We start from the raw sequence: 24,432 nt of genomic DNA, 5'->3' as shown, positions 1-24,432 counted from the left end.
TTCACGCTTCCTCACGGGTGGCGGAGGCGGGGGATGCGGGGGAGGCGATAAGCGCGCCGCCGTGGAGTTTGTCGGTGTCCAACTCGCTCTCCAGACCGTCGAGTTCGACCGCGAGCACGCCGGTGCGGGCGGCAGGCTCGACCGTCAGCCACCGGTCGTGGTCGCCGATGAGCGCGTCGAACGAGCTCCGGTCGGCGTCCGCCACTCCCATCCGGACCCGGGCGATGCCCTTCGCGCCGTTCGCATGGGTCACCTGAGCGGGCCGCTGCGGCGGGTCGTACGCGGAGACGACGAACGGCAGCGAGGCGGGTCGCGGCGCCAGGAACTGGTAGCGGACCGGCGCACCGTCCGGCCGGGTGCGTTTGCCCCTGATCAAACGGGACACCGGCACGCCTGCCGCCAGCAGCGCGGCCCGGGCCTCGGTCAGATCGGTGCTCTCGGTCTCCAGCGCGAGATCGCGCCAGCCCTCGCCGGGCCCCGCCCACCGGGCCAGGCGCTCGCCCGCCGGGCCCCCGTAGGCGGCGGCGAACGGCCACCGCAAAAGGGCGACGGCGCGGGGCAGTTCGAAGAACTCGATGAACGGCCCGTCGGTGAACCAGAGCAGAGCGTTGTGGGCCCGATCGGGATCGCTGCCCCACTCCATGGTGAACCCGAGGTCCTCGAAGTCCCGTACGGCGTCGGCGATGCTGTCGACCTTGCACAGGACGTGACTGCACGTCAGCACACCGGCCCCCGTGCGACAAAGAGCCGCTGCCCCAGCGGCGCCAGCGGATGGTCCTCGCCCGGCAGGATCCGTACGTCCTCCAGACCGGCCTTCGACAGGACGCCGAGCCACTGGTCCTGGTTGAGGAACGTGGTGCCCGACTGCTGCCTCGCGTCCTCCGGAGGCGTCATCATGAACGCCTGGGAGGCCGTGATCTCCAGGTGCTCGCGGGTCGGCTCGGTGATCAACAGCCGGCCGCCGGGTGCCAGCAGGTCGACGAGCCGGCACACGGTGGCGTCGGTGTCGCGGGCGGCGTTCAGCACGCCGGCGGCGATGACGACGTCCAGCGAACCGGGACGGAATCCCTGCTTGGCGAGATCCCGGTCGATGTCGAGGACACCGAAGCGCATCCACGGGTACTCGGCGAAGCGCTCCCGCGCCGGGACGACGAAGAAGTTCGAGACGTCGGTGAACAGGTAGTCGATGCCGGGAGCCTGGCCGCACGGCTGGTCGCCCAGCGCCCGGACGACCGCCTCCGTTGTCGCACCCGTGCCCGCACCCACCTCGAGGACCCGCAGCGTACGACCCTCGGAAGCGCCCGGTGTGAGACGGCGTACGGCCGCGCCCACGGCCGCGTTGAGATACCGGGCCGTCACCGTGTCCCGGTATACCGCGTCGGCGGTCGCCGTCCGCCCCTCCGGGAAGAGGAGGAGGGCCGCCTGCTGCTCGCCGCGCATCAGCTCGGGCAGCCGCTCGGCGTTCAGCCGCAGATAGTCGATGAACTCCGCCGAGCCCAGCCGCCCCGTCCACGCCTCGGCGGCCAGGTCCCACGACCGCTCTACGGCGGCCGTCCGGACCGGCTGCGTGCCGCGGAAGAGACAGCCCTCCTGGCTGATCAGCCGCCGCTCGACGAGCACATCGAGCCAGCGCGCGATCAGCCGGTGATGCTGCGGCGCCACACCAGCGGTGGTGAGGATCTCTTCTGCCGTATGCCCCCGCCCGGGATCGTCCAGGAGGCCATGGCGCTGAAGCGTCAGCAGCATCGAGGACAGCACGGCCTCGTCGAGCCGGGCCACAAACGTCCGGGAGTGCCGGGCCGTGACAGCCGCGCCATGCGATTCGGCCGCAGCCGCCGCGCACGCCACCACACCATCCGACACCTCGCTCGAGGTAGCCGGTCGCTGGACGGCCGGCTCGTCCTCGATCCCCGTCACGGCGGCCATCAGCTCGGTCACCGGAAACACCTGATGCTCCTCGCCCTGCCGCAGCGCCGGGTAACCCAGCTCGGACGTGACGTCCTGCCACATCCGGCACAAGGTCAAGTGATACTGGTCCGGCCGCTCGGCGCCCGGCTCGCCCAGGATCCCGGCGCGCAGCGCCACCAGGTCCCGCCCGATCGCCTGCGGCCAGAGCTCACCGAGGATGTGGCGGTAGCTCGGCGGCTGTGCCGGGCCGAGCAACACCGTGCTCGGCTCCCCGAGATGCGCCGACTCGACTGCCGCGAAATCGAAGCGGTTCTTGACCGCGTCCGGGATGTGCAGCCGAGGACTCCACAGCACCGGACCATGCGTGTCGGACAGAGTCAGGCTGCCGCTGTCCGTGCCGATGGTCACCCGGTGCAGCAGGTGGATGTGGTTGTCCGGGTCCGCCGGATCGACCTGGTTCTGCACGCGCACGGTGAGCGGAACCCCACCGATCACGCCGTTGAGCAGCGCGAACGGAGCATCTGCCGCGCCGCTTGCCGCCGTGATCCGCCATGGGCGTACGGTCCCGGCCAGCGCGTCGCCGAGGAGGTGGACCAGCGGAAACGCGACCTGCATCGAGCAGACGGCGTCCACGTAGACCGCAGATTGCTTGGCGAGCAGCGTACGGGCCGCGGCGACGAAGCGGCGTACGGCGGGCAGCCGCACATACAGGTCACCGAGCCGATAGCGGACCCCGTGTCGCCGCGCCTCGCGCAGGCACACGACCAGATCCTCGTGGTGCACGGGCTGCTCCTGCACGACATGAATGCCACGGCGCAGCAGCCGCAGCGCCAGCTCGGTGCCGGTGCCGCCCATCACGCCCGAGCGCACCACCACACAGGCCACGTCGATGTCGTCCGGGAGCTGGTCAGGGTCGGTGAACAGCGGCACCCCGAAGCGCCGCGCGCACTCGACGGACCGTGCGCTGCCCTTGGCGAGCACGCCAGCGAGCTCGAACTCGTCGCCCAACCCGGCGAGTGCGGCCAGATAGAACTGGCCGAAGGTCGTCCCGCACACCACCGCGCGAAGCCGTCGGCCGCTCACAGCGCTCCCTCCTCGGCCATCGACAGCTCGTCGAGCGCCCCGTCGAAGACCGTCAGTTCGCACAGTTCCGGTACCTTCCGCAGCCGATCGACGGCGGCGAGCGGATCGAGCGCCGTCGCGGCGCAGTGCGCCCCGCCCGGCACCTCGCCGTGCAGCGCGGCCAGCGCGGCCACGGCGGCGACGGCGCCCGTGAGCTGGGCGATGCCCGGAGCCCGCAGCACGGCCGTACGGGTCACCGGCCGACCGGAGGCCGTTCCGTCGAGCTGGAGCAGATAGGTCACGTACGGGGTGCGCCCGGCGACATCCAGCGCCGTGGCCCGGCACAGCCCGGCAATCGCCTCGGTCCGGTCCAGGACGCGGGCGGCATCCAGAGCGGTGCCCAGGTGCGCACCGTCGAGCACGGTGTACCAGCGGCCCTCGATCAACTTCAGGTCGTATGCGAGCCGTTCGCCCTCGGAGTCGACGTACGGAAACGCCGAGACCGGGCGCGGAAAGAACGCCAGCTCGACTCCGGCCCGGCGGGTCAGCGCGCCCGGCCGGCGGCACCCGTCCTGCCACTGGGCCAAAGCCTCGTTCGAACCGCCGAGGACGCCGTGCAGATAGTCCTCCGCGCCGATAGCGGTGAAGCGGTCGAGCACCCCGGTGTACGCGGTCAGTCCGTGGACGGCGTCGAAATCCGTCGCGGCCAGCCAGCGCGGCAGCAGCCCGGACAGGCCCGGCAGCGCGCCGGCGGCGAACACCGCACTGCGCCCGCCCGCGGCCATGCCGATCGCTTCCAGTCGCTCGCCGCCGCCCGCATCGACGTGATGCGCGCCCGCGATCAGCGCCGCGTACGCGACCCGTTCGGCCGTGCGGTGCGAGGGCCCCGCGCAGTGGAGCACCACGTCGCAGCCCCGGACGAACGCCGCCAGCGACGCCGCGTCGTCGACATCGACCGCGACCGCTTCCGCCTCCCCGGACGGCATCTCCGCGGCCACGAACCGCCGCGCTCTCTCCACGCTCCGGCCGCCGACCCGCAGCGGGCCGGCGCCCCACCCGTACAGCAGCCGGGCGGCCTGGGCCCCCGCGGCGCCGTAACCGCCGATGATGCCGATCACAGGGCACCTTCCTCGATGTCGCCGTGCCGTTCCTGTTCCTCGGCCACGGCCGCCGCCACCTGGGCGAGGCTCGGCCCCGAGAAGATGCGTCGCAGCGGCAACTCGACCGCATAGCGCTGCTTGAGCTGGGTGATCAACCGGGTGGCGAGCAGGCTGTCGCCGCCGAGTTCGAAGAAGCTCCGCCTGCGGCCGAGCACGGAGGGGCCGGACAGCCCGAGCAGTTCGGCCCACAGGGCCGCGATGTCCCGTTCCAGCTCGCCCACCGGCGGTTCATCCGCAGCTTCCGCCTCGTCGTCGCAGGTCAGCGCGGAGATCGCCGTGCGGTCCACCTTGCCGTTGGTGCTGAGCGGCAGCCAGGGCAGCACCTCGATGCGCTCGGGCACCATGTGCGCCGGGAGCAGGGCCGTCAGATGCTCGCGCAGCCGCACCGGGTCCATCGGGACGGCGGTCTCCGGCCACCGCGCGTGGACCAGCTCGCTGAAGGACGCGCCGACCGTGCGGTGTCCGGACTCGTGCCACCCGGCCCGTGCGAACAGTTCGGCCCAGCGCGCTCCGGACAGTGTCGGGGAGCCCGCCTGTCGGCGTTCGCGATCGAAGTCGATGTAACCGTGGTCGAGCAGCGCCGCGGTCAGCAACGCGACGGGCGTCAGTTCGGTACGCTCCACAGCCAGCAGGACGCCACCCGGCCGCGCCAGCAGGCCCGCCAGTGCGGGACCCCGGGCCGGATCCGGATAGCGGTGCAGCACGTTGTCGGCCAGCACCACGTCGAAACGGTGCCGTAGTTCGTCCGGGACCACCGTGCCGCGCAGGCGCAGACAGGACGTGTCGTGCGGCAGCGTGCCCAGCCGCCCGGCCGCGGCGCCCACCATCGCCGGCGCGGGATCGAGCAGGGTGTAGCGCACCTGCCCGGGGCCGAGCCGGGCCAGCAGCCGCGCTGCCGTACGGCCGTCGCGCCCGTCGAGCTGGACCACCTCGATCGGCCTGCCCGCGGCCTCGGCCAGGGCGGCCAGCTCGCGGGCGATCTCGGCCACGGACTCGGCGGTTCCGGGATCCCGGTCCGCCAGGTTCGCCGGGGCGAGGACGTCGTCGTCGAGCAGCACGGTGGCGTCGAGCCGCCCGGCCAGGATCTCCCGGTAGTCGCCCAGCCGGTCCAGCAGGCGCCGGTGAGCGCGGGCGACGAGCGCGCCGTAGTCGTCCAGTCCGACGGTTGCCGGCTCTTGCCGGGCGAGTGCGGCGGGCAGTTTCGGTCCGGCCCCGAAGGCACCGGCGTCCTCGACGAGTACCTTGCGTTCGACCAGCCAGCGCAGCCACAGCCGCACGACCGGCAGGTGCTCGTCGGCCACACCGATCCGCGCGGCCAGCCCGGACATCCCCTCCGCATCCCCATCGGCGAGCGTCGCCAGCTGCAGCAGCTCGGCCAGTACGGCCTCGGCGGCCTTCGACTCGTGCTGTGCGGCGCGGGCGCGCGCCGCCAGGACGTCGGCCGACGGCTCCCGGCTCTCTGCCAGCCGGCTCGCCATCAGGGCGCCGTTCTCCCCCGTGGGAGTGGCCGGGACGACGGCGGCGACCAGCCGTCGGCCCGAGGCCGCTCCGGCCACGCTGACCACCGCATGGGCGACGCCCTCGTAGTCCTGCAACGCGGCCTCGATCTCGCCGAGTTCGATGCGGTGGCCGCGGATCTTCACCTGGTGGTCGGCCCGGCCGAGGAACTCCAGCGTGCCGTCGGGCCAGTACCGGCCGAGGTCGCCGGTGCGGTACCAGCGCCCGCCGTCGGCGTCGACGAACTGCCGCGCCGTCAGGTCAGGGGCACCGCGATAGCCCTCGGCGACACCGGCGCCGCCGATCCACAGCTCCCCGGCGACCCAGTCCGGGCAGTCGCGCCCTCGTTCGTCGACGACCCGGAAGCGCTGGTTGCGCAGCGGGAAGCCGTACGGAATGGCACGCCACGCCGGGTCGACCCGCGCCACCTCGAACGCATTCGACCAGATCGCGGCCTCGGTCGCCCCGCCGAGGGCGACGAACCGGCATGCGGGCCGCTGCGCGGCGAGCCGTCCCGGAAGGTCCAGGCCCACCCAGTCGCCGGAGACCAGCACGAGCCGCAGCGGATCGGGGGCCTGCGCACCCTCGGCAACGACCAGCAGCATGTCGAGCAGCGCCGGCACGGTGTTCCAGATCGTGACGCGGTGGCGCCGTACGAGCTCCAGCCAGCGCTGTGCGTCGCGCCGGGACTCCTCCTCGATGAGGACGACCGCGCCCCCGGCCGACAGCGGCCCGAAGATGTCGTAGACGGACAGGTCGAAGTCCAGCGCGGATACGGCCAGGACGCGATCGGACTCACCGACCCCGAACCGCTCGTTGATGTCCGCGACGGTGTTCACCGCGGCCCGGTGCGTGATCTCCACGCCCTTCGGGTCACCCGTGGAACCCGAGGTGAAGATCACGTACGCGAGCCGGCCCGGGGACACCTCGGCCGGGCCCGCTGCCGGCTCGGCCGACAGAGCGTCACCGATCAGGATCGGGAGGACGCCGTCGCCCCGGTTCGATGCCGCCTGCACCACCTCGTCGGTCACGACATAGCGGGCCCCGGCCAGGCGGTGGATACGGTCACGCCGGGCTCGCGGCTGGTCGACGCCGACCGGGAGATACGCCGCCCCGGCCGCGAGCACGCCCAGCACCGCGACGACCTGATCGGGTCCCTTCGGCACGGTGACGGCGACGGCCTCGCCGGGCCGGACGCCCTTCGCGCCGAGAACGGCTGCCAGCCGCAGTGCCCGGTCCGCGAGTTCCCCGTATGTCAGCTGCTTCCCGTCGTCCCACACCAGGGCCGTACGCTGCGGCTGTTCGCCGGCGAGGCGGAAGAAGTCCTGGTGGAGGAGACGGTCGGGTGGCGTGGTGCCCGTCGCGTTGACCGCCGTACGGGTCAGCCGCTGGGCCTCGGGCAACAGGTCGGGGGCCGGCGCGTCCCACTCGGCTGAGCTCAGCCACTCCAACAGCCGCAGATAGCCGTCGAACATGGCGTCGACGAGGCCCTCGGGGAACAGTTCCTCGACCACGTCCCAGTTCAGGCGGACGCCGCCGTCGATCTCCGTTACCTGGTGGTCCAGCCACACCTGCGGAGTCTGCGAGACGCCCCACACCGGTTCGGCGAACGGCGCGCGCGGCGCCGTCGTGACAGCCTCGCCCACACCGAGTGCGCTGGTGAACACCACGGGCATGGTCACCTCGGGCTCCCCGGTGTGCCGGGCGAGGTCGCGCAGCACCTGGACCGCCGACAGGTCCCGGTGGTCGAGCGCGCGCCACAGTTCCTCCTGGGTGCGCCGGGCGGTGGCCAGCCAGCTCTCGCCCGGCCGGGGTCGGTACGCCACGAGCATCAGTGAGGTGAAGTCCCCGAGGACATTGTTGATGTCGGGGTGCACGTCCTTGCGGTCGAACAGGGTGAGGTTGAGGGTGAGGTCCGCCCGTGTGCTCCACCTGCCGAGCACCTCGGCGAAGGCCGACAGCAGCACGGCGGAGGGGGTGAGCCCGTGGGTACGCGCCCGGTCGACGATCCGCTGCCATGGCCCGGCTTCGATACGGGACTCGCGCCGGGTGAACCGAGGCTGCTCCACCGCGGACGGGTCGATGGCCAGCGGAAGCTGCGGCGCGGGCGGCAGCTGTGGCAGCTGCCCGGCCCAGTAGTCCTGTGCGGCGGCCAGGGCTTCGGGTTCAGGGGCGGCGTCGAGGACGTAGTCACGGAACGTCACGCCCACCGACGGCAGTTCGGCGTCCGGGTCCTCGTAGAGCGCACCCAGCTCCGCGTAGAAGGTGAGGATGCTCAGCGCGTCGAGGACGATGTTGTCCACGCCGACGGCCAGCCGGGTGCGGTGGCCCGAGCGCACGCCGCGGAGGGAGAACAGCGGCCAGCTCGCCGGGTCGAAGACCTGGTGCGAGGCCGACCGCCGCAGATCGGCGAACGCGGCCTCGGGGTCCGGTCCGGTGTCCACGACCGGCACGGTGTAGCGCGGAACTTCGGGCAGGATGAGCTGGCGTCCCTGTGCGTCGAAGACCGCTCGCAGCATCTCGTGCCGCTCGATGAGCCGGTTGACCGCGGACTCCAGGCGCGCCACGTCGAGGTCCACGACGTCGTACTCGCGGTAGAAGTGGCAGCCGATCCCGCCGAGGGTGAAGCCCTCGTCGCGGCCCAGCCAGTAGGCACGCTGGACGTCGGTCAGGGGGAACGGCTCATGCCGGCGCGCGGGATCGGCGACCAGGAGACGGTGCTCCCGGGCACTTTCGTCCGACAGCCTCAATACGGCGGCGAAATCGGCCAGTACGGGGTGGGCGAAGAGCTCGGTCAGCTTGATGTCGGCGAAGCCCTCCGCGCGCAGCCGCCCCACCAGGCGCGTCGCCAGCAGTGAATCGCCTCCCAGGGCGAAGAAGTCGTGCTCGCGGCCGACCTCGGACACCCCCAGGACGTCCCGCCAGGCCGCGGCCGCACGCCGTTCGATCTCGCCTGACGGAGGGGTGGCCGGCATGGCCGCCTCCTGCGCAGCAGTCGCCCGGCGTACCGTCGTACGGTCGACCTTGCCGTTGGCGCTGAGCGGCAGCGCGGGCAGGACGGCGATCCGCTCGGGCACCATGGCCGCCGGCAGCCGCTCCGTCAGGAAGGCGCGCAGCCCCGCCACGTCGACGCCGGAGCCCGCGGCGGTGACGCCCGCGGCCAGACGCCCGTCATCGCCGACGACCGTCACGCCGTGCGCGACCTCGGCATGGGCCGTCAACGCCGCCTCGATCTCGCCGAGTTCGATGCGATGGCCCCGCACCTTGACCTGGTGGTCGGTCCGGCCGAGGAACTCCAGTGTCCCGTCCGGCCAATACCGTGCCCGGTCACCGGTGCGGTACCACCGCAGGCCGTCGACTTCCAGGAAGCTGTCCGTGGTGCGGGCGGAGTCGCCGCGGTAGCCGCGGGCGACGCCCGCGCCGCCGATCCACAGCTCGCCGGGCACCCAGTCAGGGCAGTCGCGCCCGAGAGCGTCGACCACGCGGCACTCGACGTTGCGCAGCGGAGTCCCGTACGGCACGGACCTCCAGTGCGGGGGGACCTCGTCGACCTCGCAGATGGTGGAGTGGATCGCGGTCTCGGTGGTACCGCCGAGCGCGACGAACCGGCAGCCGGGCGCGAACGCGGCCGTCCGTCCGGGCAGGTCCAGCGGTATCCAGTCGCCGCCGAGCAAGACGAGACGCAGAGCGGGCTCGTGTGCGGTGTGGCCCGCGGCGGTGATGAGCATGTCCAGCAGCGCGGGTACGCAGTTGACGACCGTCGGCCGGTGCCGGTGCAACAGCTCGGCCCAGACGGTGGCGTCGCGGCGCGCGGGTTCCTCGACGCACACCACCGCGCCGCCGACCGACAGCGGACCGAAGACGTCGTACACCGACAGGTCGAAGTCGAGTGCCGACAGGGCGAGGGTCCGGTCGGCCGGGCCGACGGAGAAGCGCTCGTTGAGGTCGTCGATCGTGTTCATCGCCGCGGCGTGGGTGAGTTCCACGCCCTTCGGCTCGCCGGTGGAACCAGACGTGTAGATCACATACGCGAGGTCCGTGTCGTTCCCGGCCGCGGGCGCGTCCAGCGGTTCGATGCCGTCCGGTACGGCGATGTCGTCGAGGACCAGCCGTACACCGGCCGCGTGGTGGATCCGCTCTCGGCGTACGGGCGGTTGGTCGGTGCCGAGCGGCAGATACGCGGCGCCCGCGGCCAGAACGCCGAGGACGGCCGTGATCTGATCGGGACCCTTGGGCAGGGTGATCGCCACGAGGTCGCCGGGGCCGACGCCCTGTGTGCGAAGGCGGGCCGCGAGCCGGAGCGTGCGATCGGCCAGTTCGCCGTAGGTGAGCGAGCCGTCCGTGCCCCACACCAGCGCGGTGGCTGCCGGTTTGCGCGCGGCATGGGAGAAGAACCCCTCGTGCAGCCGTGCACCTGGACGCGGTCCGGCGGTGTCGTTGGCATGCGCGCGTGCGTCGAGTTGCGCAGCAGGCAGCAGCGGCGGCACCGGCGCCGACCAGGTGTCCGGGTCGGACAGCAACCGGTCGAGCAGCGCGGCGTACCCGTCGAACATTGCGTCCAGGACTCCCGGCGCGAATGCGTCCTTCCGTGCGTCCCAGTTGACTAGCAGTCCACCGTCCACCTCGGTGACCTGGGCGTCGAGCCACACCTGGGGCCCCTGCGAGATGATCCAGGACGCCTCGCCGAAGCATGCGCGCACATCCTCGGAGAACAGCTCGCCGAGGCCGAGGGCGCTGGTGTAGACGACCGGCGCGAGGACCTGCCGGCCGTGGAGCCGGGAGGCGTCGCGCAGCACCTCGACGCCGGAGTGTCCGCTGTGCGCGGCGTCGGCGTGGAAGCGGTTCTGCAACCGCGCAGCACGCTCGGCGAACGAGCCGGGAGCGGCGCCGTCCCAGGCCAGCAGAACGGACGAGGTGAAGTCGCCGACCAGCGAAGCGACCTGCGGGTCCAGGGGCTCGCGGTCGAACAGGGGCAGATTGAGCAGGAAGTTCGGTTCCGCGCTGAAGGCCGTGAGCGTCTCCGCGAAGACGGCGGCGAGCGCCATGGCGGGGGTCAGTCCGTGGCGCCGCGCGGACTGTTCCATGCGACGTACGGTCTCGGCGTCCAGTCGGCGGTGCCGCCGTACGACGGTGGTGGCCGCCGACTCTGTGTAGCCGGGCGCGAGGGGGAGCTGCGGGGCCGAGGGAAGCTCGGGCAGTCGGCCGTGCCAGTAGGCGCGGTCCGCTGCGAGTGTGGTCGCCCGCTGTGGTGCGGTCCGTGCCGCGCGGCGTTCGGCGAGATAGCGCGGGTAGTTGTAGTCCAGCGGGGGGAGTGGCTCGTCGGGGCGGGCGTAGAGCGCGGCGAGATCCGCGAGGAGGACGCGCAGGCTCAGCGCGTCGGCGACGACCATGTCGAGGTTGACGTGCAGCCGCGTACCACCCGGACGTATGGCCGGCGGCAGCAGTGAGAGCTGGATGTCGAAGACCTCGCCGGCCGCGATGTCCATGGATCGGTGGGACAGACATCGGCGCAGCTCCGCGAGTCGGCGTTCCGCATCGGCGGCGTCCAGCGCACGCAGGTCGTGGACGCGGAGTCCCGGCCAGGTGCTCTCGGGCGCGATCCGCTGGCGGCCGTCGTCGAGGATCCGCGCGCGCAGCATGCCGTGGCGGGCGAACAGGGCCCGTACCGCTGCCTCGAGGCGTGCGGGATCGACGTCCGTGCCGTCGAACTCGTGGTAGAAGTGCGCGGCCACACCGCCGAGTTGCTGGCCATCGGCACGCCCGACCCAGTAGGCGTGCTGCATCAGCGCCAGCTCGAACGGCTCGGACTCGTCCACGTCAACGGCCTGCGCCGGGTCCGGCGTCGGCCCGCCTGCGTCGCCATGCGGCCGGTCGGTCAGCTTGCGCCAGGCGGCGAGCGTCGGTTCGGCCGCGAGGTCGGCGAAGCCGATGTCCAGTCCGGCGCGCCGCCACTGGCCGGCCAGCCGCATCATGCGCAGCGAATCCAGCCCCAGCTCGATGAGGTTGGCGTGCTCGTCCACGTCCTCCGCGGGAAGGCCGAGCAGTGTCCCGACGGCTCGGGGCAGATCGATCGGTGCGGTTCCACGGTCCTGCGGCAAGTGGATGCCCTTTCCCTGGGAGGTGGAGGTGCTCTGGGGCGCGGTCGGTGCCGCATCACAGATATTAATAGCATTGAAAATCATTTTCATCTAGTCTCGTATGCATGACTGATACAGAGACAGATGCCGTGCGGCACAAGGATCAAGAGGGCGAGACCGAAGCGCCCGTCCCGGCCGAGGTTCACGCCGGGAGGCGGTGGACGACCGCGGTGACCTCGCTGGCGGCAGCGTTGATGACCCTCGACATCACGGTCGTCAATGTGGCGCTGCCGCAGATCGGCGCCGGCCTCAACGCCACGCTCGACAACCTCCAGTGGATCGTCAACGCCTACACGCTGACCTTCGCGGCGCTGCTGCTGACCGCGGGATCGGTCTCGGACCGGATCGGACGCCGCCGGATCTTCCTTGCGGGCGTGGGGCTCTTCACGGTGGCCTCGGCCGGCTGCGCGCTGGCCCCGAACGCGGCGACCCTGATCGCGGCCCGAGCCGTCCAGGGCGCGGGCGGCGCCATGGTGCTCGGCACCTCGCTCGCGCTGATCGCGGGGGCCTACGAAGGGGCGCCCGACCGCCGGCGCAAAACGGCGATCGCGCTGTTCACGGCCGGTGGGGCCGTTTCTGCGGCGACCGGCCCGCTGGTCGGCGGGGTGATCGTCGAGTGGCTGAGCTGGCCGTTCCTCTTCGCGGTCAATGTGCCGATCGGCATATTCATCCTGGTCGCAGCGGTCCGTAAGGTCCCCGAGAGCGCGGCCGCCGATGCCCAGCAGAAGATCGACTGGGCGGGGGCGGTGCTGGCCGTACTGGCCTTGTTCGCGCTGAACTACGGGCTGCTGGCAGGCTCCGAGAAGGGCTGGTCCCAGACCGATGTGACGCTCGCGCTCGGCGCGGGCGGGCTGCTGGCCGCGGCCTTCGTTGCCGTGCAGTGGCGGCTGGGGTCGCACGCGATGCTGGACTTGCGGCTGTTCGCCATCCCCACCTTCAGCGGCGCCGTGCTGCTGAGCTTCGCGGCCCGCATCTTCAGCTTCGGAATGCTGCCCTTCCTGACTCTCTGGCTCGGCGGCATCCTGGGCCACACGCCATTCCAGATCGGACTGATCCTGCTCGCGCAGTCGATCGCGCTCGTCCTCGCCGCCCCGCTCAGCGCCATGTTGACCAAGGTGATGTCGGTGTCCAAGGTGCTCGCGCTCGGCATGGCCGTGGTCGCGACCGGACAGTTCCTCGCCGTCGGCATCGGACCGGGCGACGACTGGACGGCGGTTCTGCCCATGCTGGTCCTGCTCGGTGTCGGCGCCGGATTCACGCTGCCGCACCTCCTGGACCTTGCCGTGGGAGTGGTGCCCGCTTCCCGGGCCGGTACGGCCTCGGGCGCGGCCAACAGCTTCTTCCCGCTGGGGACCGCCACGGGTGTCGCCGCGTTCGGCGTGGTGCTGAGCGGCAAGGTCGATGCCACCATGTCCGCGGAGGCGCTGGGCCGGCTCTCCGTCCCGGCGGACGGTACGGGGCCGCTGCGCGCACTGGTCACCGCCGGCCAGTTCGACGCGCTCGGCGCGGCGGTGCCCTCGGCGGCCCGCGGCCCGGTACTGGACCTGGCCCGCGGCGCCTACACCGAGGCTCTGTCCGCCATCTTCCTCATCGCCGGAGTGGCCGGTGCGCTGGCGGCCCTGGCAAGCCTCGTACTCGTACGCGACACCGACGCCCACCGCGCGGAGGCGGCCGCCGACGCCGACTGACGACGATCGAACGGCACGAGACGGCCGCGGTCACGAGCCCCCACTGGCTCTCGACCGCGGCCGTCGTCTGCACACCGCCGGCTGGCACTGGACCGGCGGCGGCAGTCCTCACACCGGTCGGCGACCGGTCTTCGCGGGCGCAGGAGTGGCCGAGCGGAGCCGGTGCAGCACCGCGTCGACCACCTCACGCGGCCGGTCCGAGAGGTAGAAGTGCCCTCCGGGGAAGCTCAGCCGCTCGAACGCCTCCGTGGTCCAGGTGTGCCAGCCGTCGGCCTCCTGCGCCGTCAGCTCGGTGTCCCGGTCACCGATGAGCGCCGTCACCGGACAGGGCAGAAGCCCGACGGGACGGGCCTCGTACGTCTCGATCAACCGGTAGTCGCCCCGGATGGCGGGCAGCACCAGCTGCCGGAACTCGGGCATGGCGAGCAGCGTGGGATCCGTGCCGCCGAGGCGCACGAGCTCGGCGCACAGGGCGTCGTCGTCCAGCAGGTGCAGGGCGCCGCCGTGGTGGTGCTGCGGCGCCTCACGGGCGGAGGCGAAGAGATGTACGGGCGCGCGGTGCCCACGGCGCAGCAGGTGCAGGACGAGTTCGTGGGCGACGGTGGCGCCCATACTGTGCCCGAAGACCGCCCAGGGCCGGTCCAGAAGCGGCACCACCGCGTCCGCGAGGCCGGCCACCAGGCCGGGCAGGTTCGCCGGGAAGAGGTCGTCGAGCCGGTCCTCCCGGCCGGGCGGGCAGGCGAGCAGCAGTTCCACCTCCGGCGGCAGCAGCCCGGCCCAGGTGCGGTAGAGACCGGTCGAGCCACCGGCGTGCGGCAGGCACAGCAGGCGCAGACCGGCGTGCGGGCGGGGCAGAGGACGGCGCAACCAGCGGTCGGCAGGCATCACGGGTTTCCTTGTCGATGATGTGAACACGCGGTGTGCGGTTGTTCGTGGCGGATGGTGCGGGAGCGGCAGGTGCGTTGCAGGGGCAGACGCGTCACCGTGCTCATCGGTCCCCGGCCGCGGGGACGGAGCCGGCTACCACGGGCAACCGAGGCACGGCGGCGAGCAGTTCTCCGGTGACCGGATCGGCGGGGGAGGTGAGCAGTCGGCGGGCCGGGCCGCTCTCGCGGATACGGCCATCGGCGAGCACGGCGAGCCGACCGCCGAGGCGCGCAGGCACGGACAGATCGTGGGTGACCACGACCAGCGCCACGCCCGTCTCCCGGCGCAACTCGGCGAGCAGCGCGACCACCGTGGCCGCGGTCGGTGCGTCGAGCGCGCTGGTGACCTCGTCGCACAGCAGCACCGCGGGCTCGACGGCCAGCGCCCTTGCCAGCGCGACCCGTTGCCGCTGCCCGCCGGACAACTGCTCGGGCACGCGCTCCGCATGGTCCGCCGTCAGCCCGACCCGATCCAGCAGACGGTGCACCTCTCGGCGTACGGCGTCGGGACCCAGATCGGGCCGATGTCGGCGCAACGGACGGGCGACGATCCGCCCCACCGTGTGGCGCGGGTTGAGCGAGTCGTGCGGGTCCTGAGGGACGAGCTGGACCAGCCGCAGCTGCTCACCCGATCGCCCGCGCAGTCCCCGCGGCACCTTGGCCCCCGCCAGCCGCAGGTCGCCGGTCCATTCGGAGTGGAGCCCCGTGAGGCAGCGCAGCAGGGTGGTCTTGCCGCCGCCCGACGGGCCGACCACGCTCAGGCAGCCGCCGGGCTCGACGGACAGGTCGATGCCCTGCAACACGGGACGGCCGTCGCGCCCTGCGTCCAGCCCGCTCAGGCACAGCACGGGGGCCGTGCCGGGCAGAGCGCCGCCGGTCGCATCGTCCGTGGGTGTTTCCGTTGGCGATTCGGAACCAGCGGTGAAGCGCGCCGAAGGCAGCGCAACCGCCCGCGCCGCGCCGACCAGCTCCCGTGCGGCAGGGCTGGCCGGCCGTTTCAGGACCTCGGCCACCGGACCGTGCTCGACGAGACGACCCGCATCGAGCACCGCGACCTCATCGGCGATCGACGCCACTTGGGCCAGATCGTGCGCGATCAGCAGGACGGCCGGTCCGCCGTCGCGCCGCAGGTCGCCCACATCGGCCAGCAGAGCGGCCGCCGTCGCCGGATCCAGAGCGCTGGTGGGTTCGTCCAGCACCAGCAGATCGGGCTCGTGGGCGAGTGCCGCGGCCAGAGCCACGCGCTGGCGCTGCCCACCGGAGAGCTGGTGCGGCAGCCGGCGCAGGAACTCGTCGTCGTCCGGCAGCCGGACCCTGCGCAGGGCCGCCCGGATCCGCTCCGGCCGTTCCGGACGTCGGATCGATCGGGCGCGCAGGAACTCGCCGATGTGGTCGGCGACCCGCATCGTCGGGGCGAGCGAGGTGCGAGGGTCCTGCGGAACGTAACCCGCGTGACGGCTGCGCAGCCGCCTCAGCGCCCTTTGCGGCAGGCCGAACACGGGCCGCCCGGCAAGCCGTACGTCACCACGGCACAGCTCCAGTCCCGGCCGCAGCTCGCCGAGGGCGGCCAGGCCCACGGTGGTCTTGCCGCTACCTGATGGTCCGATCAGGGCGAGCATGCGGCCCGGTACCAGGTCCAGGCCGACGCCGTCGACGATGGTGCGCGAACCGCCGGGGCCGGCGGCGGGAGCCTCGACGGTGAGGTCGCGCAACCGCAGCACAGCGTCATTCACGCCCTCTGCTGTGTCGGCGCACAGGGGGTACGGCTTCCCTCTCCGCTTCCTCGGGCGGCGCGCGGCAGGAAAGATGGCATCCAGAAGCACGTTGGCGGCGAGCAGCAGGAGGAGGATCCCCGCCGCCGGCACCGCGACCGCGAGCGGCTGCAGAGTGAGGCCGTCCCGGTTCTCCAGCAACATCAACCCCCAGTCGGCAGCGGGCGGTTGAGCCCCGTACCCGAGGAATCCGGCGGTGGCGACGATGAAGACCGAGCCGACGAAGCGCACCCCGGCATCGGTGGCGAGCACCGGCGCCAGATTGGGGAGGACCTCGCGCATCAGGACGTACCCGGTGCGCTCGCCGCGCGCCAGGGCCGCCTCGACGTAGTCGTGCTGGAGCGCCTGAAGAGTGGCGGCGCGCACCACGCGCACGATCTCGGGCAGCAGCACCACGACCGTGGCCGCCCCGACACCGGCCGTTCCGCGCCCCACCGCCACCACGGTCACGCTGAGCAGGAGGAAGGCGGGCAGGCTCAGCAGCACGTCCGCGCATCTCAGCACTGTCGTGTCGATGCGGCCCCCGCGCAGCGCGGCCAGCATTCCGGCTGCCGCCCCCGCGACGTAGGCGACCGCGAGTGCCGCGACGGAGAGCAGCACCAGCGAGCAGCCGCCCGCGAGGAACCGGCTCAGCACATCCGCACCGAGGTGATCGGTCCCCAGCGACGCCGCACCACCCGCCGGGGCATATGGCATGTCGAGTACCTCGCCCGTCCCATGGGGTGCCAGCAGGGGACCCAGCAGCGCCAGCAGCACGGCGCCGGCGAGAACGCTCGCCGCGACCACCGCCCGGGGCTTTCTCCGTCGGCGTACGGACTTCCGGTCCTCCGGCGGGGCGCCCGGCACGGCGACGGGGGCCACCACCTCTTGCGGGTCTTGCGTGGCCACCTTGTCCAGAGTCATGTGCCATTCCTTGCGGCCGGGTTGAGCGAGGCGGCGAGCGCATCCGCCAGCACGTTGAGGGCCACGGTCATGGCCGCAACCAGCACGGTCACTCCGAGCACCACGGGTGCGTCACGGGCAGCGGTGGCATTCACCAGCGCGGCTGCCAGACCGGGGTAGCCGAACAGCGTCTCGGCGACGAGCGTTCCGCCGAGCAGATAGGAGAGATACCGGGCCAGTACGGGTACGGCGGGCACCACCGCCGCCGGCAGTACCCACCGGAGCACCACCCGGCGCTCCGGCACGCCACCCAACCGGGCCGCCTGCGCGGCGTCCGATGCGGTCGCCGCGATGACGCCGGAGCGCACCAGCCGTACGTTCTGGGCCAGGCAGACCGAGAGCAGGGTCATCACGGGCAGCACCAGGACCTGAGGCTCACTCAGCACACTCCCGTCGGCGGACGGCACCGACACCGCCGGGAACCAGCCCAGGCCGACGGCGAAGAGCAGCACCAGCAGAGTGCCGGTGACGAACTCCGGCAGGCTGACCAGAGTGAGCGTCGAGGTCGACACGGCCCGGTCCACCACCCGGCCCGCGCGCAGCCCGGCCCAGAGGCCGAGGCTGATGGCGATCGGCACGAGGAGCGCCGCGGCCACGGCGCCGAGCAGCAGCGAGTTGCCCGCCCGCGCGGCGATCAGCTGGGAGACCGGCTCGCCGTTGACGTACGAGGTGCCGAGGTCGCCGTGGAGGGCACCCCACAGCCAGTGCCCGTAACGCTCCCACGGCGGGTGGTCCAGGCCCATGTCATGCCGCAGCTCCGCGATCCGCTCCGGACTCGCCTGACCGGCAAGCTGCGCCGTGGCGGCGTCGCCGGGTGCCAATGTGGTTGCCACGAAGACCAGCAGCGACGCGGCGACCAGCGTGCCGGCCGCGGTGAGAAGACGGCGCAGCCACCAGAGGGAGGCGTGGAACCGGTGGCTACGCCGGGTCGATGAGGCCGTCACGGGCGGAGGAAGGCGTCGCGCAGACACGGATAGTCGAAGAAGCCGCGGGCCTCGACACCGTGGACGGCCGGGGTGGACGCCGCGAGCGGGGGCATCCGGGCGAAGACCGCGTCCCCGCCGTGCTCGTACAGATAGTGCTGCACGTCATGGACCGTGCGGCTGCGCTTGCCGTCCCCGACGGCCGCATGCATCGCCGACAGCAGACCGTCCAGGGTGTCGTTCGACGGCCCGGTGAACGGGTACGAGGCGTGGGACCCGTAGTAGAACGAGAGCGAGAGCGGCAGCGGCATCGGGTGGAACAGATTCGTCTGCAGCGGCGTGCTGAGCAGCTTCTTGATGTCGCTGTAGTAGTCCGCGGCCGGGATCTTGTCCACCGCGACCGCCATTCCGGCCGCCTTCGCCTGCTGTACGAAGGCGGTGGCGCTCTCCAGCGTCCCGTACTCGTAATCGCTGGTGCGCACGGACAGCTTCGCCTCGCCGAGCCTGGCCTTCTTGAGCAACCGGCGGGCCTTCTCCGGATCGTGGGCGCGGCGCGGCAGCGAGCTGTCGTACCAGGTCTGGTGCCTGCCCAGCGCGTCGTCGGCGACTTCGCCCTGGCCGAGGGTGACGGAACGGACCAGCGCCTCGCGGTCGATCGCGTAACGCACCGCCTGTACGGCCTCGGGCTCGGTGAACGGCTCGGTGCCGAGGTTCATGCTGAGCGACAGCTCGCTCCACAGCTCCTTGGGCGCGGTGAGGACGCGGACCTTCGGGTTCTTGTTCTCGGCGCGGGCGGCGCTGAGGGAGATCGCACCGGCATAGTCGAACTGACCGGACTTCAGGCCGTTGAGGCGGGCGCCCGCCTCGGCCACCGAGAACAGTTCGACCGCGTCGAGGTAGGGGCCGCCGTGGTCCGCGTCCCAGTAGTCCTTGCGCGCTTTGAGCAGGCTGCTGCCACGCGACCACTTCTTCAGGACGAACGGCCCGGAGCCGAGAGCGCGCTCGAAGTCTTTCGTGCCGGCAGGGAAGACGAATATGGACTGGGCGAGCACCAGGTCGAAGAAGCCGTCGGGCCCCTTCAGGTGCAGTTCGACCGTGCGCGGGTCGCGCACCTTCGACGCCTTCGCGTCGAAGCCGCCGAGCAGCCCGCTCTGCGCGGTCGGGTTGGACGCCAGGGTGCGGAGGCTGAACAGTACGTCTTCGGCGGTGAGTTTGCGGCCGTCGCTGAAGGTGATGCCGTCCCGTACGCGCACGGTCCACCGGGTGGCGTCCGCGTTGTGCTCGACGGACTCGGCGATACGCCACACCGGCTTGCTCTTCTCGATCTCCCCGAGCGTGTCCCAGACCAGCCGGGCGCGCACGTAGTCCACGGCGCTAGAGGTCGCACGGATCACGCTCGTCGACTCGGTGCTGGACCCGGCGAACGCCGCCCGGAGCTTTCCGCCGCGGCGCGGGGCGACGGACGGAGTTGCGCTGCTGCCGAGCGGCGTGTGTCCCGACGATCCGTCTCCGCAGGCGGCCAGCAAGCCGCCGCCGAGTACGACACCCAGCCCGGAGCCAACCGTCCGCAGGATTGAACGGCGGGATACCTGATCGAAGTTCACATCGTCCTCTTTCGGGGCGTATGGAAGACGGGCCTGAGCGAGCGGGGGGTCCCAGCGTCTTTGACGCACCTTAAAGGAAACGAAAACGATTTTCAATAAACTCGCGTGTGGTGAGCGAGGGCAAGGTGCGGATTCGCTGTCCCCACCGCGGGAGCCGGGTCGGCGTGGACCAGGGCCGCGGTCAGGCGGGGCACGGCATGCAACAAGGCGTGCTCGGCTTCCACCGTGACTTGATGCGCCGCCCGCACGCTCAGCTCACCGTCGACAACCACCGCGACCTCGGCCCGCAGTCGATGGCCGATCCAACGCATCCGCAACTCGCCGATGTCCTTGACCTCGGGGACCTTCATCAGTGCTTGCTCTGCCGTGTCGACCAGCGTCGGGTTCACGGCGTCCATGACGCGGCTGAAGACCTCGCGGGCGGCGTCACGGAGGACCAGCAGGATCGCGACGGTGATGGCGAGCCCCACGAGGGGATCCGCGAGCTGCCAGCCCAACGCCGCACCCCCTGCTGCCAGGAGGACGGCCAGGGAAGTGAAACCGTCCGTACGGGCATGCAGCCCGTCGGCGATCAGGGCGGCCGAGCCGATCTCACGTCCGACGCGGATGCGGTATCTGGCCACCCACTCGTTTCCCAGGAAGCCCACCACGGCTGCCGCGGCGACCGCGAGAAGGGAGTGCACCGGGCGCGGATCGAGCAGCCGGTCGACCGCGGACCAGGCGGCGAACGCGGCGGAGCCGGCAATGGTGAGCACGATGGCAATGCCGGCCACATCCTCGGAACGCCCGTAGCCGTAAGTGAACCTACGGGTCGCCACCCGGCGACCGAGTGCGAAGGCCACCGCGAGGGGGACGGCGGTCAGCGCGTCGGCGGCATTGTGGACCGTGTCGCCCAGCAGTGCCACGGATCCGGACAGGGTGAAAACGAAACCCTGGACGAGGGCCGTGGCCCCCAGCGCGGCAAGGGAGATCCACAGGGCGCGCATGCCCTGTGCCGAGGACTCCAGCGCACGGTCGATCTTGTCAGCGGATGCGTGCGAGTGGGGCCGGGTGGGATGACTGAGTCGATGCGCCCATCGCGCCGCCCGGCCGGAGGGCTGGTGGTCGTGGTCGTGATGGGGATGGTGGTGAGCCTGCTCGTCGTGCTGATGTCCGTGCCCCTGCGCATGGTCCCGCTGATCGCTCACGTGATCGCCTTTCGTCGAGCCGAGGTGATGGCGGTGCGACGCCGGATGAGGCCGTCGGCGGCGAGGGGTGCGGCTCCCGCCGTTACGGAGATGGTGAGGTCAGCAGTCGCGGAGCCCGGGGGACTGGTTGAGGATCTGGGCGCGCTCAGAGGTGAACCTGGTGTGGGCCTCGCTGCCGTGTGCCTCGGGCCGGAAGGCGGCGACCCGGTGGCAGTTCATGAAGGCCAGCGAGATGTTGAAGTGCCGCTCCAGGCTCCCGCGGATTGCGTTGCTGGCGAGGGCACGCAGCAGCTGTCCGCGCTCGGCCTCCGAGGGCGGCGGGGTGAAGTTGTCGACGAACTCGGCGTCGCCTGCCCGGAGTTCCTCGCTCAGGTCAGCGATGGGGTCGTAGGCGTAGGCCAGGGACTCGCGGACGGTGGCCACGGAGTCCTCTTCGCGGATCTTGCCCCGCTCTGCTTGGCCCAGGAGCTGCGGGGAAACGTTCAGAGGCATCGTTGGTGTCCTCTCGTACGGATGGGTGTGGCGGTTGGTCCGAATGGTCAGGCGGCGGATGGTGCGGAGGGCGTGGCGCCGACGTCGAGCAGGGCCGCCGGGCCGTGCTCGAATCCGGGGTCGATCTGGGCGGCCAGATCCTGGCCGGTGGCCTTGTGCTCACGGCTGATCACCCCCGGTGGTGCTCGCTGGAGCGCTTACGCCAGAGATTAAATGGAAATGAAAGTCATGTCCACGCGGCGCTGGATCATGTGTCGCCCTGGCCCTCTTGTCCCTGGCGCTCCAGTGGAGGGGGGCTGGGGGCGGGCTGATAATGAAGCGATAACCGTTTCGGTTTCTCTTCGCTCGGGAGGCCGCGATGCGGGCGTCCTCGATCCGCGGCCGGGCTTCGCTCACGGGTATGGGTGTGGTGCTGGCGCTGGTATGCGGGTGCGGCAACACCACGAATGGGGTTGCGCCCGGCAGCTCCCGGAGCGGCGCCTCCTCGCCCGTCGTACCGGTCGTCGCCTCGACAAACGTGTACGGGAACATCGCCCGTCAGATCGGCGGCGACAGAGTCAAGGTCGTCTCGATCATCAGCGACCCGGCGCAGGACCCGCACTCTTACGAGGCCAGCACACAGAACCGGCTGGAGCTGTCCAAAGCGAAGGTCGTCATCGAGAACGGCGGCGGCTACGACGACTTCATCGGCCGGATGCTGGACGGCTCGAAGAACTCCTCGCCCACGGTCATTGACGCCGTACAGGTCTCGGGGAAGGCAGCCAAGGAAGGCACGGACCTCAACGAGCACGTCTGGTACGACTTCCCGACGATGCGGAAGCTGGCCGACCGGATCGCCGCCGCCCTGGCCAAGGCCGCGCCCGCCGACGCCGACACCTTCCGGCAACACGCAAAGACGTTCAAGGAACGGCTGACCACGCTGGAAAACAAGGAACAGCAGATCAGGGCGGCCCACAGCGGCGCGCCCGTGGCAGTCACCGAGCCCGTACCGCTGTATCTGACCGAGGCGAGCGGGCTGCGCAACAAGACGCCCGCCGACTTCAGCCAGGCCGTCGAGGAGGGTAGCGACGTCTCCCCGCGCAGCCTGCGTCAGACGCTCGCCCTGTACACCGGCAACCACGTCCAGGCGCTGATCTACAACCAGCAGACCTCCAGCCCCGAGACGGAGCAGGTCAAGAAGGCGGCCGAGGAGCACGGGATCCCGGTGGTCCCGGTGACCGAGACGCTCCCCCCGGGTGAGGACTACATCGGCTGGATGAAGGCGAATGTCGCAGCACTGAAGCACGCACTGGATACGTGATGGACCGAACCGAGGCCGTAGCGCCGTCTCCCGAGCCGAGCGGAACCGCCGGGCGGGGCAGGGAGAGCCCGGCGGCCGGACCCGTGATCAGTATGCGCAGTGGCACTCTGGCCTACGGCGACCGGGTCCTGTGGCGCGGCCTGGACCTCGACGTACAGCCGGGAGAACTCCTCGCCGTACTCGGGCCGAACGGGTCGGGCAAGACCAGCCTGCTGCGGGTGCTGCTCGGCCGGCAGCAGCTCACCGAGGGATCGCTGACCGTCCTCGGACACGCGCCGCGTCGTGGCGGCCGGCACATCGGGTACATCCCGCAGCAGACCTCACTGCCTGCCCACACCATGCTCCGCGCCCGTGACCTGGTGCGCCTCGGCCTGGACGGGCATCTCTGGGGCCTGCCGCTGACCCGGCCCGCGGTGCGCCGCCGCGTGGACGACCTCCTGGCCTCGGTCGGCGCGACGTGCTACGCGGATGTTCCGGTCGGACGGCTGTCCGGCGGCGAGCGACAGCGGGTCCGCATCGCCCAGGCGCTGGCGACCGACCCGCGGATCTTGCTGTGCGACGAGCCCCTGCTCTCGCTCGATCTACAGCATCAGCGCACGGTCGTCACCTTGGTGGAACGTCGGCTCCGCGCCGCCGAGACCGCGGTCGTCTTCGTGACGCACGAGATCAACCCCGTCCTGGGCCTGGTGGACCGCATCCTCTACCTGGCCGGGGGCGGATTCCGGATAGGGCCCCCGGACGAAGTCATGACCTCCGCGGCCCTCTCGGAGCTGTACGGCACGCACGTCGACGTCATTCGCATCGGGGGCCGGATTGTCGTGGTCGGGGCCCCCGACGCTGGCCCTGACCACCCGCACGCCGATGCGCCGGAGGAGGGAGAGAGCCAGTGATCGGGCTTGGGCTGGTCGCCGATGGCGGGGGAGACGGCGGCATCTGGCATCAGATCTTCAACTTCGACCACTACGGCGAACTGCTCGCACTGGTCCAGAATTCGCTGCTCGCCGGTGCGCTGCTCGGCTTGGTCGGCGGGCTGGTCGGAGTATTCGTGATCATGCGGGATCTGCCGTTCGCGGTGCACGGCATCAGCGAGTTGTCGTTCGCCGGGGCCTCGGCGGCGCTGCTGCTTGGAGTGAACATCGTGGCCGGGTCCATCGTGGGATCCCTGCTGGCGGCGGCAGCGATCGGCGTTCTGGGTGTCCGCGCTCGCGACCGCAATTCGGTGATCGGCATCATCATGCCGTTCGGGCTCGGGCTCGGGGTGCTGTTCCTGTCCCTCTACAAGGGGCGCGCGGCGAACAAATTCGGCATCCTGACCGGCCAGATCATCGCTGTCGACACGCCGCAGATGGCCTGGCTCATCGGCACATCCGTGGTGGTGCTCATCGCGCTTGCCGTCGTGTGGAAGCCGCTGACCTTCGCCGGTGTCGATCCGGAGGTGGCCGAGGCCCGCGGAGTGCCGATTCGGGCGCTGTCCTTGGTCTTCATGCTGCTGCTGGGCCTGGCGGTGGCGCTGTGCGTGCAGATCGTGGGGGCGTTGCTGGTGCTTGCGCTGCTGGTCACGCCAGCGGCTGCGGCGGCCCGGATCACTGCGTCCCCCGTGTTGCTGCCTGTGCTGAGCGTGGTCTTTGCGCTGTGTGCGATGGAAGGTGGGACTCTGCTCGCGCTCGGCAGCACCATTCCCATCAGCCCGTATGTCACCACCATCGCGTTCGTGATCTACCTCGGGTGCCGGCTGGTGGAGACGCTGCGCACGAAGCAGGTCGGGCGGATCGCACTCGGTTCGCCCGGCGACCCCGTACAGACGCACACTTGAAGGGAGCGGTTTTGACGGAAG

General features: G+C 71.4%; 15 protein-coding genes. 4 read left to right on the top strand and 11 right to left on the bottom strand.

The window, feature by feature from the left end; genetic code table 11:
* Window position 1: 1 nt before the first annotated feature.
* The 4 genes from ADL29_RS18350 to ADL29_RS46035 are packed head-to-tail and all read right to left on the bottom strand — an operon-like array spanning window position 2 to window position 11,725.
* Window positions 2-724, bottom strand: coding sequence for a VOC family protein (locus ADL29_RS18350; RefSeq protein ID WP_053924720.1), 723 nt, complete (start codon window positions 722-724; stop codon window positions 2-4).
* The gene (locus ADL29_RS18345) at window positions 718-2,991 is read right to left on the bottom strand and encodes a bifunctional Gfo/Idh/MocA family oxidoreductase/class I SAM-dependent methyltransferase (RefSeq protein ID WP_053924719.1); all 2,274 of its coding nucleotides are present in this window, start codon (window positions 2,989-2,991) and stop codon (window positions 718-720) included. Before ADL29_RS18345 ends, ADL29_RS18350 begins: the two co-directional genes overlap by 7 nt.
* The gene (locus ADL29_RS18340; protein ID WP_053924718.1) at window positions 2,988-4,088 is read right to left on the bottom strand and encodes a saccharopine dehydrogenase NADP-binding domain-containing protein; all 1,101 of its coding nucleotides are present in this window, start codon (window positions 4,086-4,088) and stop codon (window positions 2,988-2,990) included. Before ADL29_RS18340 ends, ADL29_RS18345 begins: the two co-directional genes overlap by 4 nt.
* A complete protein-coding gene (locus ADL29_RS46035) occupies window positions 4,085-11,725 on the bottom strand; it encodes a non-ribosomal peptide synthetase (protein ID WP_053924717.1) in 7,641 nt (2,546 codons plus the stop codon). Before ADL29_RS46035 ends, ADL29_RS18340 begins: the two co-directional genes overlap by 4 nt.
* 104 nt (window positions 11,726-11,829) lie before the next feature.
* Between ADL29_RS46035 and ADL29_RS18330 the strand changes: the two genes are divergently transcribed.
* Complete coding sequence (locus ADL29_RS18330; protein WP_078971092.1) at window positions 11,830-13,452, top strand: MFS transporter; 1,623 nt, start codon at window positions 11,830-11,832, stop codon at window positions 13,450-13,452.
* A 108-nt stretch (window positions 13,453-13,560) separates the two neighbouring features.
* Here the strand turns inward: ADL29_RS18330 and ADL29_RS18325 are convergent, their stop codons facing one another.
* The 7 genes from ADL29_RS18325 to ADL29_RS46030 form a co-directional block, all read right to left on the bottom strand.
* Window positions 13,561-14,337, bottom strand: a complete 777-nt coding sequence (locus ADL29_RS18325) for a thioesterase II family protein (RefSeq protein WP_053924715.1) — start codon at window positions 14,335-14,337, stop codon at window positions 13,561-13,563.
* A 103-nt stretch (window positions 14,338-14,440) separates the two neighbouring features.
* Window positions 14,441-17,053 (bottom strand): ABC transporter ATP-binding protein/permease, encoded by a 2,613-nt coding sequence (locus tag ADL29_RS18320; protein ID WP_245689490.1) that lies wholly within the window; start codon window positions 17,051-17,053, stop codon window positions 14,441-14,443.
* Window positions 17,050-18,036, bottom strand: coding sequence for an ABC transporter permease (locus ADL29_RS18315; protein ID WP_053924714.1), 987 nt, complete (start codon window positions 18,034-18,036; stop codon window positions 17,050-17,052). The genes ADL29_RS18320 and ADL29_RS18315 overlap by 4 nt, the downstream gene beginning before the upstream one ends.
* Complete coding sequence (locus ADL29_RS18310) at window positions 18,033-19,619, bottom strand: ABC transporter substrate-binding protein (protein WP_053924713.1); 1,587 nt, start codon at window positions 19,617-19,619, stop codon at window positions 18,033-18,035. The genes ADL29_RS18315 and ADL29_RS18310 overlap by 4 nt, the downstream gene beginning before the upstream one ends.
* A gap of 92 nt (window positions 19,620-19,711) precedes the next feature.
* A complete protein-coding gene (locus ADL29_RS18305; RefSeq protein WP_053924712.1) occupies window positions 19,712-20,806 on the bottom strand; it encodes a cation diffusion facilitator family transporter in 1,095 nt (364 codons plus the stop codon).
* Between the two features lie 99 nt (window positions 20,807-20,905).
* Window positions 20,906-21,298, bottom strand: coding sequence for an SCO5389 family protein (locus ADL29_RS18300; RefSeq protein ID WP_053924711.1), 393 nt, complete (start codon window positions 21,296-21,298; stop codon window positions 20,906-20,908).
* A 47-nt stretch (window positions 21,299-21,345) separates the two neighbouring features.
* Window positions 21,346-21,471, bottom strand: coding sequence for a hypothetical protein (locus ADL29_RS46030; RefSeq protein WP_281181880.1), 126 nt, complete (start codon window positions 21,469-21,471; stop codon window positions 21,346-21,348).
* Window positions 21,472-21,656: 185 nt separating this feature from the next.
* Here ADL29_RS46030 and ADL29_RS18295 point away from each other — a divergent pair, with 185 nt between their 5' ends.
* From ADL29_RS18295 to ADL29_RS18285, 3 genes are read left to right on the top strand one after another with little or no spacing between them, the layout of a single operon-like run.
* Window positions 21,657-22,598: a metal ABC transporter solute-binding protein, Zn/Mn family gene (locus tag ADL29_RS18295; RefSeq protein ID WP_053924710.1), complete on the top strand. Its 942-nt coding sequence runs from the start codon at window positions 21,657-21,659 to the stop codon at window positions 22,596-22,598.
* Window positions 22,598-23,488: a metal ABC transporter ATP-binding protein gene (locus ADL29_RS18290; RefSeq protein ID WP_053924709.1), complete on the top strand. Its 891-nt coding sequence runs from the start codon at window positions 22,598-22,600 to the stop codon at window positions 23,486-23,488. The genes ADL29_RS18295 and ADL29_RS18290 overlap by 1 nt, the downstream gene beginning before the upstream one ends.
* Entirely contained in the window at window positions 23,485-24,411 is a 927-nt protein-coding gene (locus tag ADL29_RS18285; RefSeq protein ID WP_053924708.1) for a metal ABC transporter permease, read from the top strand. Before ADL29_RS18290 ends, ADL29_RS18285 begins: the two co-directional genes overlap by 4 nt.
* Window positions 24,412-24,432: the final 21 nt, after the last annotated feature.

The sequence above is a fragment of the Streptomyces chattanoogensis genome (assembly GCF_001294335.1).
Classification (GTDB): domain Bacteria; phylum Actinomycetota; class Actinomycetes; order Streptomycetales; family Streptomycetaceae; genus Streptomyces; species Streptomyces chattanoogensis.
This window is presented reverse-complemented; position numbering and strand designations above follow the sequence as displayed.